The organism is Bradyrhizobium viridifuturi, from assembly GCF_001238275.1.
GTDB classification, from domain to species: Bacteria; Pseudomonadota; Alphaproteobacteria; order Rhizobiales; family Xanthobacteraceae; genus Bradyrhizobium; species Bradyrhizobium viridifuturi.
This window is the reverse complement of sequence record NZ_LGTB01000003.1, coordinates 1-15,407: the sequence shown is the minus strand read 5'-3', so window position 1 is coordinate 15,407 and position 15,407 is coordinate 1. Positions and strand designations below refer to the sequence as shown.

At 65.7% G+C, this 15,407-nt stretch carries 15 protein-coding genes and 1 pseudogene; 2 read left to right on the top strand and 14 right to left on the bottom strand.

The annotated features are described in order from the left end of the window. Positions 1 to 29 precede the first annotated feature (29 nt). The 4 genes from ALC15_RS03720 to ALC15_RS03705 all read right to left on the bottom strand — a co-directional run bounded on the left by ALC15_RS03720 (position 30) and on the right by ALC15_RS03705 (position 2,743). Positions 30 to 506 carry a phasin gene (locus ALC15_RS03720; protein WP_050626127.1) on the bottom strand — a complete coding sequence of 159 codons (477 nt, stop codon included), beginning with the start codon at positions 504 to 506 and terminating at the stop codon, positions 30 to 32. Between the two features lie 181 nt (positions 507 to 687). Further along, positions 688 to 1,284 carry a GNAT family N-acetyltransferase gene (locus tag ALC15_RS03715; RefSeq protein WP_050626126.1) on the bottom strand — a complete coding sequence of 199 codons (597 nt, stop codon included), beginning with the start codon at positions 1,282 to 1,284 and terminating at the stop codon, positions 688 to 690. Beyond that, positions 1,281 to 2,363 (bottom strand): PHA/PHB synthase family protein, encoded by a 1,083-nt coding sequence (locus ALC15_RS03710; protein ID WP_050626125.1) that lies wholly within the window; start codon positions 2,361 to 2,363, stop codon positions 1,281 to 1,283. The genes ALC15_RS03715 and ALC15_RS03710 overlap by 4 nt, the downstream gene beginning before the upstream one ends. Next, on the bottom strand, positions 2,360 to 2,743 hold the full coding sequence (locus ALC15_RS03705) for a hypothetical protein (protein WP_050626124.1): 384 nt from the start codon (positions 2,741 to 2,743) through the stop codon (positions 2,360 to 2,362). The genes ALC15_RS03710 and ALC15_RS03705 overlap by 4 nt, the downstream gene beginning before the upstream one ends. 171 nt (positions 2,744 to 2,914) lie before the next feature. Between ALC15_RS03705 and ALC15_RS03700 the strand changes: the two genes are divergently transcribed. Both ALC15_RS03700 and ALC15_RS03695 read left to right on the top strand, forming a co-directional pair. After that, complete coding sequence (locus tag ALC15_RS03700) at positions 2,915 to 3,841, top strand: alpha/beta fold hydrolase (protein WP_094193660.1); 927 nt, start codon at positions 2,915 to 2,917, stop codon at positions 3,839 to 3,841. A gap of 188 nt (positions 3,842 to 4,029) precedes the next feature. After that, positions 4,030 to 4,425, top strand: coding sequence for a nuclear transport factor 2 family protein (locus tag ALC15_RS03695; protein ID WP_430649140.1), 396 nt, complete (start codon positions 4,030 to 4,032; stop codon positions 4,423 to 4,425). Between the two features lie 221 nt (positions 4,426 to 4,646). On the opposite strand, the gene ALC15_RS03690 is transcribed toward ALC15_RS03695, so the two are convergent. From ALC15_RS03690 to ALC15_RS03645, 10 genes and pseudogenes are all read right to left on the bottom strand, one after another. Further along, positions 4,647 to 5,681, bottom strand: a complete 1,035-nt coding sequence (locus tag ALC15_RS03690) for a branched-chain amino acid ABC transporter permease (protein WP_050626317.1) — start codon at positions 5,679 to 5,681, stop codon at positions 4,647 to 4,649. Between the two features lie 55 nt (positions 5,682 to 5,736). After that, positions 5,737 to 6,603 carry a branched-chain amino acid ABC transporter permease gene (locus tag ALC15_RS03685; RefSeq protein ID WP_050626122.1) on the bottom strand — a complete coding sequence of 289 codons (867 nt, stop codon included), beginning with the start codon at positions 6,601 to 6,603 and terminating at the stop codon, positions 5,737 to 5,739. 7 nt (positions 6,604 to 6,610) lie between these two features. Beyond that, positions 6,611 to 7,315, bottom strand: a complete 705-nt coding sequence (locus ALC15_RS03680) for an ABC transporter ATP-binding protein (RefSeq protein ID WP_050626121.1) — start codon at positions 7,313 to 7,315, stop codon at positions 6,611 to 6,613. After that, a pseudogene (locus ALC15_RS03675) lies at positions 7,312 to 8,023 on the bottom strand (ABC transporter ATP-binding protein). The gene ALC15_RS03680 and the pseudogene ALC15_RS03675 overlap by 4 nt, the downstream one beginning before the upstream one ends. A gap of 82 nt (positions 8,024 to 8,105) precedes the next feature. After that, on the bottom strand, positions 8,106 to 9,431 hold the full coding sequence (locus ALC15_RS03670) for an ABC transporter substrate-binding protein (RefSeq protein ID WP_430649135.1): 1,326 nt from the start codon (positions 9,429 to 9,431) through the stop codon (positions 8,106 to 8,108). Between the two features lie 80 nt (positions 9,432 to 9,511). After that, positions 9,512 to 11,296 carry an FAD-dependent oxidoreductase gene (locus ALC15_RS03665; protein ID WP_050626315.1) on the bottom strand — a complete coding sequence of 595 codons (1,785 nt, stop codon included), beginning with the start codon at positions 11,294 to 11,296 and terminating at the stop codon, positions 9,512 to 9,514. Between the two features lie 35 nt (positions 11,297 to 11,331). Further along, the gene (locus ALC15_RS03660; RefSeq protein ID WP_050626314.1) at positions 11,332 to 12,234 is read right to left on the bottom strand and encodes an intradiol ring-cleavage dioxygenase; all 903 of its coding nucleotides are present in this window, start codon (positions 12,232 to 12,234) and stop codon (positions 11,332 to 11,334) included. A 25-nt stretch (positions 12,235 to 12,259) separates the two neighbouring features. Continuing rightward, a complete protein-coding gene (locus ALC15_RS03655) occupies positions 12,260 to 13,384 on the bottom strand; it encodes a maleylacetate reductase (RefSeq protein WP_094193659.1) in 1,125 nt (374 codons plus the stop codon). A gap of 170 nt (positions 13,385 to 13,554) precedes the next feature. After that, positions 13,555 to 14,442 (bottom strand): helix-turn-helix domain-containing protein, encoded by an 888-nt coding sequence (locus ALC15_RS03650; protein ID WP_050626120.1) that lies wholly within the window; start codon positions 14,440 to 14,442, stop codon positions 13,555 to 13,557. Positions 14,443 to 14,569: 127 nt separating this feature from the next. Beyond that, positions 14,570 to 15,244 carry a spermidine synthase gene (locus ALC15_RS03645; RefSeq protein ID WP_050626119.1) on the bottom strand — a complete coding sequence of 225 codons (675 nt, stop codon included), beginning with the start codon at positions 15,242 to 15,244 and terminating at the stop codon, positions 14,570 to 14,572. Between the last annotated feature and the right edge of the window lie 163 nt (positions 15,245 to 15,407).

Sequence of the window (15,407 nt, the reverse complement as noted above, 5' to 3'; positions counted from 1 at the left end):
AAAAGGGCAGTCGGTCAGTGCAAGCGCGATCAGGCGGTCTTGCTGTAGACCTTGGCGAAGTTGTCCTGCGCGGTCTTCGCACCGTCGGTGACGAGCTTGCCGAGATACTCGGTGCTGGCCTTCGCCCGCGAGACGAGCAGCTCGCCACGCGCACGGACCAGGTCCGACTGGATCTGGGCAGCTTCGCTCAGCGACTTGGCGGACGCGAGCTTATCGATGCCGGCGAAGAACGCCTCGGCGTCCTGGTAGATCGCCTGCTGGATGTTGCGGCTGATCTTGGCGGCTTCGGTCACCGAACCGGCAACAGCGGACTCGATCACGTTGGTGACCTTCTCGGAGCCGGCATAAGCATCGGCGGCGCGGGTCTTGGCGGCCTCGGCCTGCTTCTTCACGAACTCACGGGCGGCTTCCGGAACTTCCAGGTTCTGGAGCTTGGTGAACGCCTCGGTGACGGGCGCGAAGGCTTCCTTGACGCTGTTCAGCACGGAATTGGTTTCGGTGGTCATTGGGGTCTCTCCATCCTCAGGTTTGAGCTATGGGCTCACCCCGTCCGGATTGGCCCGGGGCAACGGTGTTATGACACACCTCATGGTGCGCCGCAACATCAATGTTGCAGCGCGATATCACGAGCCTGTGAATGGCACGAATATTTGGCAGGTTGCCTAACGCGTCGGCGGCGAGAGGTTTCTAATTACCACTCACAGCATCGGGCACCCCGTAAGCCTCCATTTGGGCCCGAACCTGCGCCACATTGTGCCCGAGCACGACGATGTCGTGGTTCTTGCCCTCGACATCGCGGACATGGTCGCGCAGCAGCGCCTCCGCCTTGAAGCCGAGGCTTTCGAACAGCGCGATCGCCGCCCGCTGGTCGACCGTCATCTGCACCGAGAACTTCTCCAGCCCGGCGCCAAGGGCAATAGCGAACGTCTCCTGCGACAACGCCCGGCCGACGCCCTGCCCGCGCACGTCGAGCGACACCACCATCCGGATCTCGCCGACATGTGGCGACCAGGAGTGCGGATCGCGCACCAGGGTGCCGCAGCCGACCACGGTGCCGTCCTTGACCGCGAGCAGGCTCGTGATGTCGCCGCGCTCGATCTCGTTGATCCACGCCGACAGTACCTTCGGCTGGCTGATGTTGCGCGGCAGGAACAGCAAATCATGCGTCGGCAGCTTCTGCGCAAAGGCCAGCACCGCGGCCTCGTCCGCCCGCGTCATCAGCCGGAACTCGATATCGCCGGCCTCGGTCTTGACGTGGCGCGGATAGGAACGTTGTTCGGTCATGTCGATCTCTTGCCCAACCAGGAGTCCAGTTTCGGCCAAAGCCGCTTGATTGCATTGGCGCCGGCGACCAGCGAGACGTGACCGCCTTTCAGCATCACCTCCTCCTTGTCCTCGGAGCCGATCTTGGTGATCAGGTGCTTGGCCGCATCATACGGCACGATGTGGTCGTGCTCGGCGACCGCATGCAGGATCGGCACCTTGATGTCGGCGAGCCTGGCCGGCCGGCCGCCGACCGTCATGGTGTCGTTGTAGAGCTTGTTGTCCCACATCAGGTCCTTGGTGATGGCGCGGAAATACTCGCCGGCGAGCGGCAGCGTGTCGGTCGCCCAGCGGTCGAACATCCGGTACGATTTGACGAACTCGTCGTTCCAGATGTTGTCCCAGAGCTGGATCTGGCCGACGACGCGCGCGGCCGGCCGCAGCATGTCGAACGATTGCAGGATCAGTTCGGGCGGCATATTGCCGGTGCTGTCGATCAGGCGGTCGACGTCGAAATAACGGCGGTCGGCGAAATTCGAGAACAGCTTCATCTCGCGGAAATCGATCGGCGTGGTGAAGCAGATCAAATTCTTCATCGGCCCGTCGTTGAAGATCGAGCCATAGAGCAGCGACAGCACGCCGCCGAAGCAATAGCCGATCACCGAGACGTCCTTCTCGCCGGAATCCTGCTGCACCCGGCGCACGGACTCCGGAATGAAGTCGAGGACGTAGTCCTCCATGCGCAGCGACTTCTCCTCGGGCTTCGGCGCGCTCCAGTCCAGCATGTAGACGTCGAAGCCGCGCTTGAGCAGGAATTCGATGAAGCTCTGCCCGGGCACCAGATCGAGGATGTAGCCGCGGTTGGTGGTCGCCATCACGATCAGCACCGGCACGCGATAGACTTCGCTGGCCTGCGGCCGGTAGTGATAGAGGTTCATGGTGCCGCGCGAATACAGCACGTCCTTCGGTGTCTCGCCGAGCGTGGGTCCCGAGCTCGAGAAGTACTCGACACCCTTGATGCTGCGCTGGATCGCGCGCTGCACCTCGGACTGCACCCGCTCGGAGATCGAGGCGAGATCAAACCCGGTGGGAGCATTCATTTGCTGTCCCCCTCTGATGGCGGGCGCTTGGTGCGCGGCGGCCGCGGCGTTGCGCCGTGGCCGTCGTCCGGTGCCAGCGAGTTGTGATGCACCTGCTGCAGCAGCGTCTTGATCTCGTTGAGCTGGTTCTCCATCGATTGCAGGCGTTCGGCCATGCCGACGAGCTGGGCGCGGCTCGGCAGGTTCATCGCGAGCAGATATTTCTCCATCAGCTCGCCGAGCTGCTTCTGCGCGCCGGCCGCGACGCCGCCGGCCTGGTTCATCACCTTGGAAAATTCAGGCGAGCTCATCAACTGGTTGCCGAAGGAGTTGAACCCTTTCTCCATCTCGCCAATCATCGTCTGCCAGATCACGGCAGGGTCGTTGCCCTTGTCGGCCATGCGCGCTCCTCCACACCAATTCCGGGCGCTTGCCGCGCTTCCATTTGTTTGTGACATACGACACTGTTGCCGCTGATCGGTCAACAGTGCGGCGTGATCCGCGACGCCGGCACTCTTCTGCGCTGCGTCAATCCGTGGCATAGAGGTTCCTGACCGCGATACCAGCAGGGGATGCCCGTGACCACGCTTGCCCATCAGCCACCGCAGCTCGCCCGCGCCAACGGCATCGACATCTGCTACGAGGTTTTTGGCGACGCGAATGCCGAACCTCTGTTGCTGATCATGGGCCTCGGCGCCCAGATGATCCATTGGGACGACGAGTTCTGCCGCCAGCTCGCCGCGCGCAGCTTTCGTGTGATCCGATTCGACAACAGGGATATCGGAAAATCCTCCCGGATGAGCGGCGGCAAGCGGCTGACCGCGCTCGAACTCATCAAGCTGCGCTTGCTGAAGATCCCGGTCGCGGCGCCCTACAAACTGGCCGACATGGCACGGGACACGATCGGCCTGATGGACACGCTCGGCATCCGCAAGGCGCATCTGGTCGGCGCTTCGATGGGCGGCATGATCGCGCAGGAGGTTGCGATCACCTTTCCCGAGCGCATGCTCTCGCTGACGTCGATCATGTCCACCACAGGCAATCCAAAGATCCCCAGCCCGACCCGGGAGGCGACCGCGGTGCTGACGGCCCCGCCGCCCAAGAGCAAGGAAGAGTATTTCGTCCGTTACGGCCAAACCTGGAAGGTGTTGCGCAACGGCTCGTTCCCGGAGGATGAGGCGCTCGATCCCGAACGCGCGCGGCGCACCTTTGAGCGCGGCCTCAATCCGGAGGGCGTCGGCCGCCAGCTGCGCGCCATCCTCGCCTCCGGCAGCCGCAAGGAGCGCCTGCGCAGCGTCAAGGCGCCGACGCTGGTGATCCACGGCACCATCGATCCGCTGGTGCATCCCGAAGGCGGCAGGGACACCGCAGCCTCGATCCCGGGCGCGAAGCTCCTGATGATCGAGGGCATGGGCCACGCACTGCCGATCCCGATGTGGCCGCAGATCATCGACGCCGTCGACAAGCATGCGCATGGCGCCGCGGCGAAGGCGGCGTGAGGGCTGGTATCTCCCGGTAACCATGTGAGCCGGGAGTGCTCTCTTTCGGCCAACAGGCGGAGCCTGTAGAGAGCCAGGTGCAGCGCGGGTCAGCGCCGTCAGTCATCGGGAGCATCAAGATGAACGTCATTCTCCGGCCGCGGATCGTCGCCGCCGCACTTCTGCTTGCCCTCACGTCTCCCGCCGCGATGGCCGCCACCAGCGAGGCCCAGCAGGAAGCCAACCGCAAGGCGGTGCTGGCCTTCTACGACAAGGGACTGAACCTGAAGGACGCCGATGCTGCGCTCGCCTATGTCGGCAACCGTTATGTGCAGCACAATCCCGGTGCGGCCGACGGCCCCGAAGGCTTCCGCAAGTTCATCGGCTTTCTGCGCGAGAAGTTTCCGAACTCGCACAGCGAGATCAAGCGCTCGTTCGTCGACGGCGACTACGTGATCCTGCACGTCCACGCCGTGCGCGAGCCCGGCACCCGCGGCAACGCGATCGTCGACATCTTCAAGCTCGAGGACGGCAAGATCGTCGAGCATTGGGACGTGGTGCAGCCGATCCCGGAAAATCCGGCGAACAACAACACGATGTTCTGAGCGCAACGGCGCGATGAGATTGGGTTGAACCGGTCGGGCCGCAGAGCAGCTCACCTCTCCCGCTCGCGGGGGAAGTCGCATCGCATCGAAGACGCGATGCGGGTGGGGCCTCTCTCAACGATGCGACTCGTGGAGAAAGCCGCCACCCCGACCCTCCCCCGCAAGCGGGAGAGGGGGCACAGTACCCTCGCGGCACCATTCAACCCCTAGCCCATCATGCGCTAGCGGCTGCGGCCGAGCCAGCGCTGGGTCGGGAACAGCTGCCATTGCCAGCGGCGGGCCGCCGCGCCCCACACCCCTCGCGGCATGAACAGCATGATCAGGATCGCGAGCGTGCCGAGCACGACGAGGTAGAGGCTGCCGTACTGGGCGAGCCAGGTGACGAGCCCCCACAGCAGCAGCACGCCGACCATCGGACCCTCGATGGTGCGCACGCCGCCGATCACGACGATGAAGATCACATAGGCGGTCCAGTCGATGACGCTGAAGGCGGCGTCGGGCGAGATGCGCGCTTTCTGCAGATAGACCACCGCGCCGACCGTCCCGGTGGCGAACGCAACCGCGATCCACAGCACATGGCGGATCCGCGCGGTGCGGACGCCGACGCTGCGCGCCGCCGCCGCATTGTCGCGGCTGGCCGCCAGCGCCAGGCCATGGCGCGAGCGCATGAAGGCGTAGATGCCGAGCGTGACCAGCACGGCGAGCAACAGCGCCAGCCAGTAGACCAGCACGTCGCGCGCCGCCGCCGGGCGCAGGCCGAGCAGCGCCTGCACCGCCTTCAGGCCGAACATCTGCGACAGCTCGCTGGGCGAGATCGACATCCCGGTGCCGCCGCCGAGCGATTTGAACTGGGCGCAGATCAGCCGCAGCGCCTCGGCGGCGACCCAGCTGCCGATCGCGAAATATGGGCCTTCCAGCCGGAACAGCAGCGGCCCGAGCACGGCCGCGATCAGCGCCGCGAACAGCCCGGCCAGCGGGATCGCGGCCACGGGATCGAGCCCGGCCATCACGATGCCGGCGAACAGCGCATAGGCGCCGAGCCCGACAAAGGCCTGCTGCCCGACCGACACCAGTCCGCCCCATCCGGCCAGCACGTTCCAGAGCTGCGCCAATGTCAGCATGGTGAGGACGAAAATCAGGTCCTGGATCAGATTGCGCGATGCGATCGCGGGCAGCACGGCAAGCACCACGACCAGCACAATGCCGGCCACGGCCGCGATGCGCGACAGACGCGTGCCGACCCGGATCTGCCACACCGGCACATCTGTCGTGCGCTCTTCCCGCTCGCCGGCATCTCGATGCTCTCGACGCTCATGTCCGCCTCGCCGGGAAGAGACCGCGCGGCCGCACCATCAGCACGGCCAGGAACGTGAGATGACCGGCGAGGATCTGCCACTCCGGATTGATCCGGCCCCCGATCGCCTGCGCAAGCCCGAGCACGATGCCGCCGGCCAGCGTGCCCCACAGGCTGCCGAGGCCGCCGATGATCACGGCCTCGAACGCATAGAGCAGCCGCGCCGGCCCGATCGACGGATCGAAACTGGCGCGGATGCCGAACACGACCGCGGCGATCACCGAGACCGCGAGCGACAGCCCGACCGCAATGGCATAGACGTTGCGCTCGTTGACGCCCATCAACTGCGCGATCGCGGGATTGTCGGCGGTGGCACGGAAGGCGCGGCCGAGCGAGGTGCGATAGAAAATCAGCTGAAGCAGCGCGACGGCGGCGATCGCCGTCACCAGCGCCGTCAGCGGCGCGAGGCCAACGCTGAGCCCCGGTGCCAGCGTCACCGACGAGGATTCAAAAGCGCCGGCCTGCAGGCGGCGGCTGTCTGCGCCATAGCCGAGCAGCAGCCCGTTCTGGATCATGATCGACAGGCCGAAGGTGACGAGCAGCGGCGGCAGGATGTCGTCGCCGAGCACGCGCTCCAGCACCAGCCGCTGCAGCACGAAGCCGAGCACGAACATCGCAGCAACGACCAGCAGGGATGCGACCGCAAGCGGCACGCCGAGCGCCGTGGTGGCGCTGAGCACCAGATAGGCCGCGAGCAGGATCAGGTCGCCATGCGCCAGATTGACAAGGCGCATGATGCCGAAGATCAGCGACAGGCCGAGCGCGAACAGCGCATAGACGCCGCCGAGCAGCACGCCTTCGATGATGGTGTCGAATCCGCTCATCGCTCCCTCATGCTCCGAAATACGCTGCGCGGATCGTGTCCTGATCCACATCCTTTGGCCGTCCACTCAGCGTCACCCGCCCCTCCTGCAAACAGTAGAAACGATCGGCTGCGCGCAGCGCGCGGGCGATGTCCTGCTCGACCAGCACCACCGCGGTGCCGCCGGCCCGGATCTGCGGCAGCATGCGGTAGATGTCCTCGACCACGATCGGCGCGAGGCCGAGGCTGATCTCGTCGCACAGCAGGATCGACGGATTCGACATCAGCGCCCGGCCGATCGCCACCATCTGCTGCTGGCCGCCCGACAGCGCCGTGACTGCGCCGCGCCGGCGTTCTTTCAGCACCGGAAACATCCGGTAGACCGCGGCGAGATCCCACGGCGTGCTACGCTCGCCGCCATAGGCGCCGATCAGGAGATTCTCCTCGACGCTGAGCGAGGGAAACAGCTGGCGTCCCTCGGGGACCAGCGCGAGCCCGAGCCGCACGATGCTGGCGGCGGACGCCTCGCCGATCGCGCGCCCGTTGAGACGGATCGCGTCGGAGCGGTTCTTCACGAGACCTGCGAGTGACTTCAGCATGGTCGACTTGCCGGCGCCATTGGCGCCGATTACCGCGACTGCTTCGCCTTGAGCGAGTTCGAAATCGATCCCGAACAGCGCCTGAAAGTCGCCATAGAACGCGTCGAGCGCGGAGACGTTGAGCAGCGCGGTCATGCCGGCACGCCCATGTAGATGGTCTCGACCTCGCGGGAGCGCATCACCTCGGTGGGCACGCCTTGGGCGACGACCTTGCCGAAATTGAGCACGACCAGCCGCTGCACCACCGCGAGCAGCGCGTGCACCACATGCTCGATCCAGATGATGGCGACGCCTTCGGCATGAATGGTCCTGATCGTCTCGACCAGCTCATGGCATTCGGCATCGGTGAGCCCGCCTGCGATCTCGTCGAGCAGCAGCGTACGCGGCCTGGTGGCGACGCCCGCGCCAGCTCGAGCCGCTTGCGATCGAGCAACGGCAGGCTGCCGGCGAGCCGGTTGGCCTTGGCTTCGAGGCCGGTCAGATCAAGCAGCCGGCCGCAGTGCTGCACGGCGTCAGCTCCGACAACCCACCACCGAACTGGGCGGCGACCGCAAGGTTCTCGAACACCGAGAGGTGGTCGAACGGTTGCGGGATCTGGAACGAGCGCCCGATGCCGGTGCGGCAGCGCGCCTCGGGCGAAAGATGTGTGATGTCGACGCCATCGAGGACGATGCGTCCGGCATCCGGCCGCAGCAGCCCTGTGATCAGGTTGAACAGCGTCGACTTGCCGGCGCCGTTCGGTCCGATCACGCCGAGCGCCTCGCCGGACGAAAGGGTCAGCTCGATGGCATCGGCAACGACGATGGCGCCGAACCGTTTCGAGATGGAATGGAGTTCGAGCATGTCAGCTCACCGCATGGATTTCGCTCTGGAAAAGATGCGCGGGCGTGCCGCGCATCTCCGATCGACAATTGCGATGTGCTCGCTAGCTCAGCGCCTGCATATCGCCGCCGAGCGGGATCTGCGGCGCCAGCTTGTTGTCGGTGATCACCATGTCGTATTTGTCGCCGTTGAGCCGCCATTGGCCGCCGACCAGCGGCGTCTTGGCGATGTTCTTCGCCGCGAATGGCGGCACCGCGCTGGAGCCGAACGCGACCTGGCCGACGATGGTGTCGAGTTTCGTCGCTCCGATCGCCTTCGCCAGCGCCGCGCTGTCGCTCGGGTCGCCGGAGCGCTTGATCGCGTCGATCGCGACCTCGAACAATGAGTGCACGAAGCCGATCGGCTGGGTCCACTGCTTGCCGGAGGCCTGCTCATAGCCCTTGGCCAGCTCGGCCGCGCTGGCTCCGCTGAGGCTCGACTTGTAGGGATGCGTCGGCGTCCACCACACCTCGGTCGAGATGTTGTTGCCGCCCTTGCCGAGCGCCTGCACCGACGCCGGGAACAGCAGCGCCTTGGCAACCGACACGACCTTCGGCTTCAGTCCCTTCTGCCGTGACTGGTTCCAGAACGTGGTGAAGTCGGGCGGAATGATCACGCCGGTGATGATCTCGGCATCGGCGCCACGGAACGCCGCGATCTGCGAAGAGAAATCGTCGGTGAGGTTCTGGAAGCGGCCGGAATCGGTGAGCTTGAAGCCCTGCTTGGCAAGCACCGGAGGGAAACCGATCGTGGTGTCGCCCCAGGCATTGCCGTCGGCGTCGTTCGGGAATAGCGCGCCGACCGATTTGTTGGTCGCGACCTGGCTCCACATGCTGGTGAAGACGCCGATCACGTCCTCGAGCCCCCAGAAATAGTGGAAGGTGTAGTCGAACGGCTTCCAGCTCTTGGGATCGCCGGGATTGGCCTGCCGGCCGATGAAATTGGTCTGCCATGGCGCCACGGAGGAGATGCACGGCACCTGCTCCAGCTCGCACTGCGTCGCGACCGGGTTGTTGGTCTCGGGCGTGGCGCCGACCACGATCAGGCTGACATTGTCGCGGGTGATCAGCTCCTTGGCGACTTCGGCGGCGCGGTTCGGATTGGACTGGCTGTCTTTCGTCACCACTTCGACCGGATAGGTCTGCGATCCAACCTTGACGCCGTCCTTGATGAACTTTCGGAATTCGCCGAGCACGAAATCGTCGGCCTCGGCGAATGCGGCGAGCGGGCCGCTCTTCGGCGAGACATAGCCGATCTTGATCGGCTTGTTGGCAGCGCGTACAGCCGGCGAGAACAATGTCGTGGTGCCCGCGGCGGCGAAACCACCGGCGATACCTTGCAGCACGCGGCGACGATCGAAAGACATGACGTTCAAATGATCCTTGGTCATTTTCCCCTCCCTTGAGGCAGGCCGCTTTTCAAGCCGGCTGCCGTTTCATTTCGTTTTGAAATACAATCGCCGGCGCCGCGCTACGCGGCGGCGACCGACTTCGCTTGCGCGCTGCGGCCGAGGATCTGGCCGAACACATCCAGCAGCACGTCGCTGGCATCAGCCGCCGCCTCCTTGGCGCGCCAAGCGACATACATGTCGGGACGCACCAGCACGCAGCCGTCCTCGTCGACCTCGCTCTGGCGATACCAGTCGGCATAGATGTCGAGTGCGTCGCAGCCCTGCGGGCCGATCGTCACCACATCGACCGGCAGCCCGTAGGCCCTCTCGACCGCAGCCGCGGCCGTCCTCCAGCCATCGCCGCCGATCCCGGTGAGCAGCGTGAAGCGGCCCTTGCCGGTGAGATCGAGCGTCGATTTGCGCTCGCCGTGATGCTCGACCCAGACATGCGGCAGATGCGCGCCGGGCCAGGTGGTCGCCTGGTAATAGAGCTCGTGATCCCTGGTGAAGGCCGGCATCGGCGTGCCGTCGGAGACCACGGCGGTCGAGCCGTAGCGCTGGTTCAGCTCGACGCCGTGGCAGTTGAACTCGTAGCTCTTGTTGGCGATGGCCTCATAGAGCTTCTTGCGGCGCGCCTTGCCCTCGACGGTCGGCGCCTTGCGCGCGGCGATCGCCTTGCGCGCTTCCGCCGGATCGGTCGAGGCGACGAGGCCCACCGCCTCGAAGATCGGCGGGAAGTCGCCGATGCTCTTGTTGGCGCGGGTCACGATCTGCTTGCCGACCGGCTGGCGCTCGGCCGAATAGGTTTCGAGCAGCGACGGCGCGGCGTGGCCCTCGAGCACCAGCTTCAGCTTCCAGCAGAGATTGTAGGCATCCTGGATCGAGGTGTTGGAGCCGAGGCCGTTGGTCGGCGGATGGCGATGCACGGCGTCGCCGACGCAGAACACGCGGCCCGACGAATAGTGGCCGGCATACATCTCGTTCACGGTCCAGGTCGAGGTCGAGCGCACCTTGACCTCGAGCGTCTCGTCGCCGACCAGATTGCGCACGATCGAGATCGCCTCGTCATTGCTGAGTTTGCGCTCGCCCTGCTCGATGTCGTAGCCCCAGATGATCAGCCACTCGTTCCACGGCCGCACCATGCGGATCAGGCCGGCGCCGATGCCGCCGATCTCGGCGCCCGGCTGCAGCACCCAGTACAGCACGCTCGGCCGATGCGCGACGTACTTGCTCAAGTCAGCCTGCACGATGATGTTCATGCTGCCGGCGCGGCCCATCTGGCCCTCCATCGGCAGGCCGATCACTTCGGCGACCCGGCTGCGGCCGCCATCGGCGCCGATCAGATATTTGGCGCGGATCTGATAGGTCTCGCCGGACAGGCGGTCCTTCACGGTCGCGGTGACGCCGTCGGCATCCTGCACCAGGTCGATGAACTCGGTGTTGAAGCACAGCGAGGTACCACGCTGGCCGGCCGCTTCGATCAGGATCGGCTCGAGGAAATTCTGCGGCAGGTCGCAGATCCGCGCCGGACTGGCGAGATCGTAATCCGCCTTGCGCGAGGGATGGTTGCCCCAGGAATAGAGCCGGCCGAACTCCTCGCCGGCGAGGCTCTCGCAAAACACGTTGTTGGCCATCAGATGCTGCGGCACCGCCTGCGCCACCGCCTTCTCCTCGAGGCCGAGATCGCGCAGCACCTCCATCGCACGCTGGTTGGTGATGTGGGCGCGCGGCGTGTCGGCCAGCCAGCCGTATTTCGTCACCAGGATGTGCTTGACGCCGTACATGCCGAGCAGCGCCGCGGCGGTCGCGCCGGCCGGGCCGCTGCCGACGACGAGGACGTCGGTCTCAACGGGTTTGCTGGTCATTGTCCTCTCCTTGGTCGTGTTGCTGGTAGTGATCGTCATTCCGCAGCCATCATCGGCTGCGGCACCAGGCCCGCGCCCGGCTTCATCTGGAAGTCGTAAGTCATCAGGTGCCACGGGCCGGCGACGCGCTCGCCGTTCGGCAGCACCGGTTCGCTCTTCGGCTCGACGCGGGCGACGAGCTCGTCCTTGACGCCGAACACCACGTCGCTGCGCAGATATTGGTCGCCATCGAGGAAGACGTGGGTGATCAGAGGCTCGAAGCCCTCGGCCTTGACCAGGAAGTGCACATGCGCCGGCCGCATCGGATGACGTTTCGTCGCGGTGATGAGATCGCCGACCGGACCGTCGGTCGGGATCGGATAGCTGCACGGCAGGATGGTGCGGAACGAGAAGCGGCCGTCGGCATCGGTGACGAAGCGTGCGCGCAGCGACGGGCCATGTGCGACATAGTCAGCCTTTTGCGAATCGTAGAAGCCGTCGTCGTCGGCATGCCAGACGTCGATCTCGGCACCCGCGAGCGGTTTGCCGGCCAGATCCGTGACGCGGCTCTGCACGAACATCACCTCGCCGTCGATGCCTTCGGAGATGTTGGCGCCGTGCGGCGTGACGCGGTGCTCGCCGACATAGAACGGCCCGAGGACCGTGGTCTCGGTGGCGCCTTCGCGCTCGCGGTGATTGACCGCATCGACCAGCATCGAGACGCCGAGCACGTCGGAGAGCAGGATGAACTCCTGGCGCAGCGGCGTGCAGGTCTGGCCGGTGCGGGTCAGAAATTCAATCGCCTGATTCCATTCCTCGAAGGTCAGCTCGGTGCGGCGCACCAGGTCGTGCAGCGACTTCACCGTCTCCTCGATCAGGAACTTGAGCCGCTTGTTCGGCGTGTTGGCGAAGCTGCGAAGGACTTCGTCGGTGAGATCATGTTCGTTGAAATTGACCATCATATTGTCCCTTGATCTTGAGATGTCAGTGCCGTGCGGGCGCATCGCCGCGCCATGCCGCCGCGATCAGGTCCTGGATCGCGACGCGCTCCACAGGTCTTGGATTGGCATAGGGGCTGCGCACCGCCATTTCGGCGGCGCGCGCGATGCCGTCCTCGGGCATTCCGATGTCGGCCAGCCGGCGCGGCAGCGCGAGCCGCTGCGCGAGGTCGAACAGACCTTGCGGCGCATCGTCCGTGCGCAACGCACGTGCAATCCGGGTCATGGCCTCCGACGCCGCGGCGGCGTTGTAGGCGGCTGCATGCGGCAACACGATCGCGTGGGTTTCGGCATGCGGCAGGTTGAACATGCCGCCCAGCACGTGGCAGAGCTTGTGGTGCAGCGACATCCCGACCGCGCCGAGGCAGACGCCGCATAGCCAGGCGCCGTAGAGCGCGTTGCGCCGCGCGCCGGCGTCGGCAGGTCCAGTCATGATGCGCGGCAGCGCGCGGGCGAGCGCCGCAATGCCGTCTTCCGCCATCAGCGAGGTCAATGGATTGGCGTCGGGCGCATAGAGCGCCTCGACCGCGTGCGCGATCGCATTGAGACCGCTGGCGGCGGAGACCTGCGGCGGCAGGCTGACGGTGAGATCGACGTCGTAGATGACGGCGTCCGGCACCAGATCCTGGGAGTGCTGCGTGGTCTTGATGCCGTTGGTGGTTTCACCGAGGATCGGCGTCATCTCCGAGCCGGCATAGGTGGTCGGGACCGCGAGATGCGGCAGCCCGGTGCGCAGCGACAGCGCCTTGCCGAGCCCGACCGTGGAGCCCCCGCCGATCGCGATCAGCCCGTCGATGTCGCGGGATTCAACGATGCGAAGCGCTTCGTTGGTGACCTCGACCGGCGTATGCATGCGCGCGCCGGCAAACAGTGCCGCAAGCCGGTCGCCGAGGCCTGCGCCGAGTTGCCGTCCGAGGTCCTGCTGCTCGGGGGTGGTCAGCACCAGCGCCCGCTTGATGCCCAGGCGCTCCGCCTCCTCGCCGAGCCGCGCCGAGGTGCCGGCGCCGAACACCACGCGATATTGCTGCGAGCAATAGGCAAATGTACCGCTGCCGGCATTTCCGGCCGCCGCGATCGGCGGGCGTACGGCATCGGACGCTGCGACGCTCATGGCATTTCTCCCAGCCGGCGGACCGGCACATTTCGCTTTGTTGGGAGAAAGCTAGCGGCAGGCGGCGTTCGGGGGCCTGCACGAAACCGGACAGAATCTGCACAAAACCGGAAAAATCGTCAGCCGGGATACGGCGAGGCAGCGCCCTCGCCGTCTCGGCTCGCAGCGCGCTAGTGGCTGCGCCGGTATCGCCCCGGCGTCACGCCGGTGAAACGGCGGAACATGCGCGTAAAATGCTCCTGATGGGAAAAGCCGCAGGCCAGCGCGATGTCGGCGAGGCTCTGCGTCTCGTCGGCGAGCAGCGCCCTGGCGCGCTCGATACGCAGGTTGAGCACGTACTGATAGGGCGAGACGCCGCTGGTCGCCTTGAACAGGCGAACGAAATATTCGGTGCTGCGGCCGCACAGCTCGGCCAGCTGGTCGAGCCGGATATCGGTATCGAGATTGGCGTCGACGAACTCGCGGATGCGCGCCATCTGCCTGTTGCTGAGCAGGTTGGGATGCTTGCCGGCCTCCACGCTCGGCTTGTGGAAATTGATCGCGACGAAGCGGTTGGCGATCGCCTGCGCGATCGGATCGACGAACAGCGACGAGGCCGGCAGGCCGCCAGTGATGGTCTCGCCGATCGCCGCGGCGAGATGCTCCAGCACGGCATCCTGATCGCCGAGCATCGGCGCCAGCCCGCCGATCAGGCTGGGAGCCCCGTCCCGGCCCGCAAACAAATCGGAGCGCAGATAGATGTGGGTGGATTCCAGCGCCTCGCGCAGCACCACGTTGCAGGTGTGCCCCGCCGGCAGGAAGAACACGCCGCCACGCGGGATCTGCCGGGCCACCGACTTGCCGTCCATCACATAGGTGATCTCGACCGGACCGCCCCGATGCAGCACCATGAGATTGTCGGACAGCGCGTGGAAATGCCCGTCGAACGGCCGTTCGCGCTGGACCGAGGCAAACGCCGACGACCAGCCGAGCCCTTCGCTCGAGCCGCGGAAATCGGCCTGGAAGCGGTTCAGGATCCCGTGCGTCTCCTGCACCCCAAAATTCGACGTCGCCTGCATCCGGCAGTCCAAGGGCTCGAGGCTTCACGTGCCGCCGAGTGAAACCCAACGGCCTTGGATTTTCAATACAGTCAGAACCAGAGACGCAACGGCCTGCGAGCTTGCTGCATCGCAACAGCGGGCGACGCTACTCTTTCACCGCGATCCAGATGACATGGCGCACGCCGCGGCCCCGGCCGGTGGCGCGAACGGCAATTTCGTTGACGGCGAACCCGGCCCGCGACAGCGATTTCGGGAACTTGGCGTTGGGACCGGACGACCAGACGGCGAGCACGCCGCCGCGCCGCAACGCGGTGTGTGCGAGCTTGAGGCCGGCGACGTCGTACAGCGCGTCATTGGCCTTGCGGGTCAAGCCTTCCGGGCCGTTATCGACATCGAGCAGGATGGCATCGAACGTGCGCGGATGGCGCTCGATCACGTCGGCAACATCCACCTCCTCAATGCGCACGCGGGGATCACTCAGGCTGTCGCCGAAGATCTCCGCCATCGGGCCTCGCGCCCAGGCGACGACAGCCGGCACCAGCTCGGCCACCGTGATCTGCGCATCGGCCCCGAGCACCTTGAGCGCCGCCCGCAGCGTGAAGCCCATGCCGAGACCGCCGATAAGAAAATGCGGCTTTGCGACCTGCTCGATCTTCCTCGCCGCGAGCGTCGCCAGCGCCTCCTCCGAGCCCGAGAGGCGGCTGTTCATCAGCTCGTTGGTGCCGAGCATGATCGAGAATTCGCGGCCGCGCCGCATCAGGCGCAATTCACCTTCGGTGCCGGGAATCCGCGCGGTGTCGATCTTTTCCCAGGGAATCATGCGGCGGCTTGTAACATGGCTGTCGGGGCGGGCGAAGCTAGCGCTCAGAGAATGCGAAATAGTGACTCACGCATGGCGCAACAAACTCCGTGTCGTCCCTGCGAACGCAGGGACCCATAACCACCGAAGGTGATTGTTGCGCGACGCTGGGGCCACAGCTTGC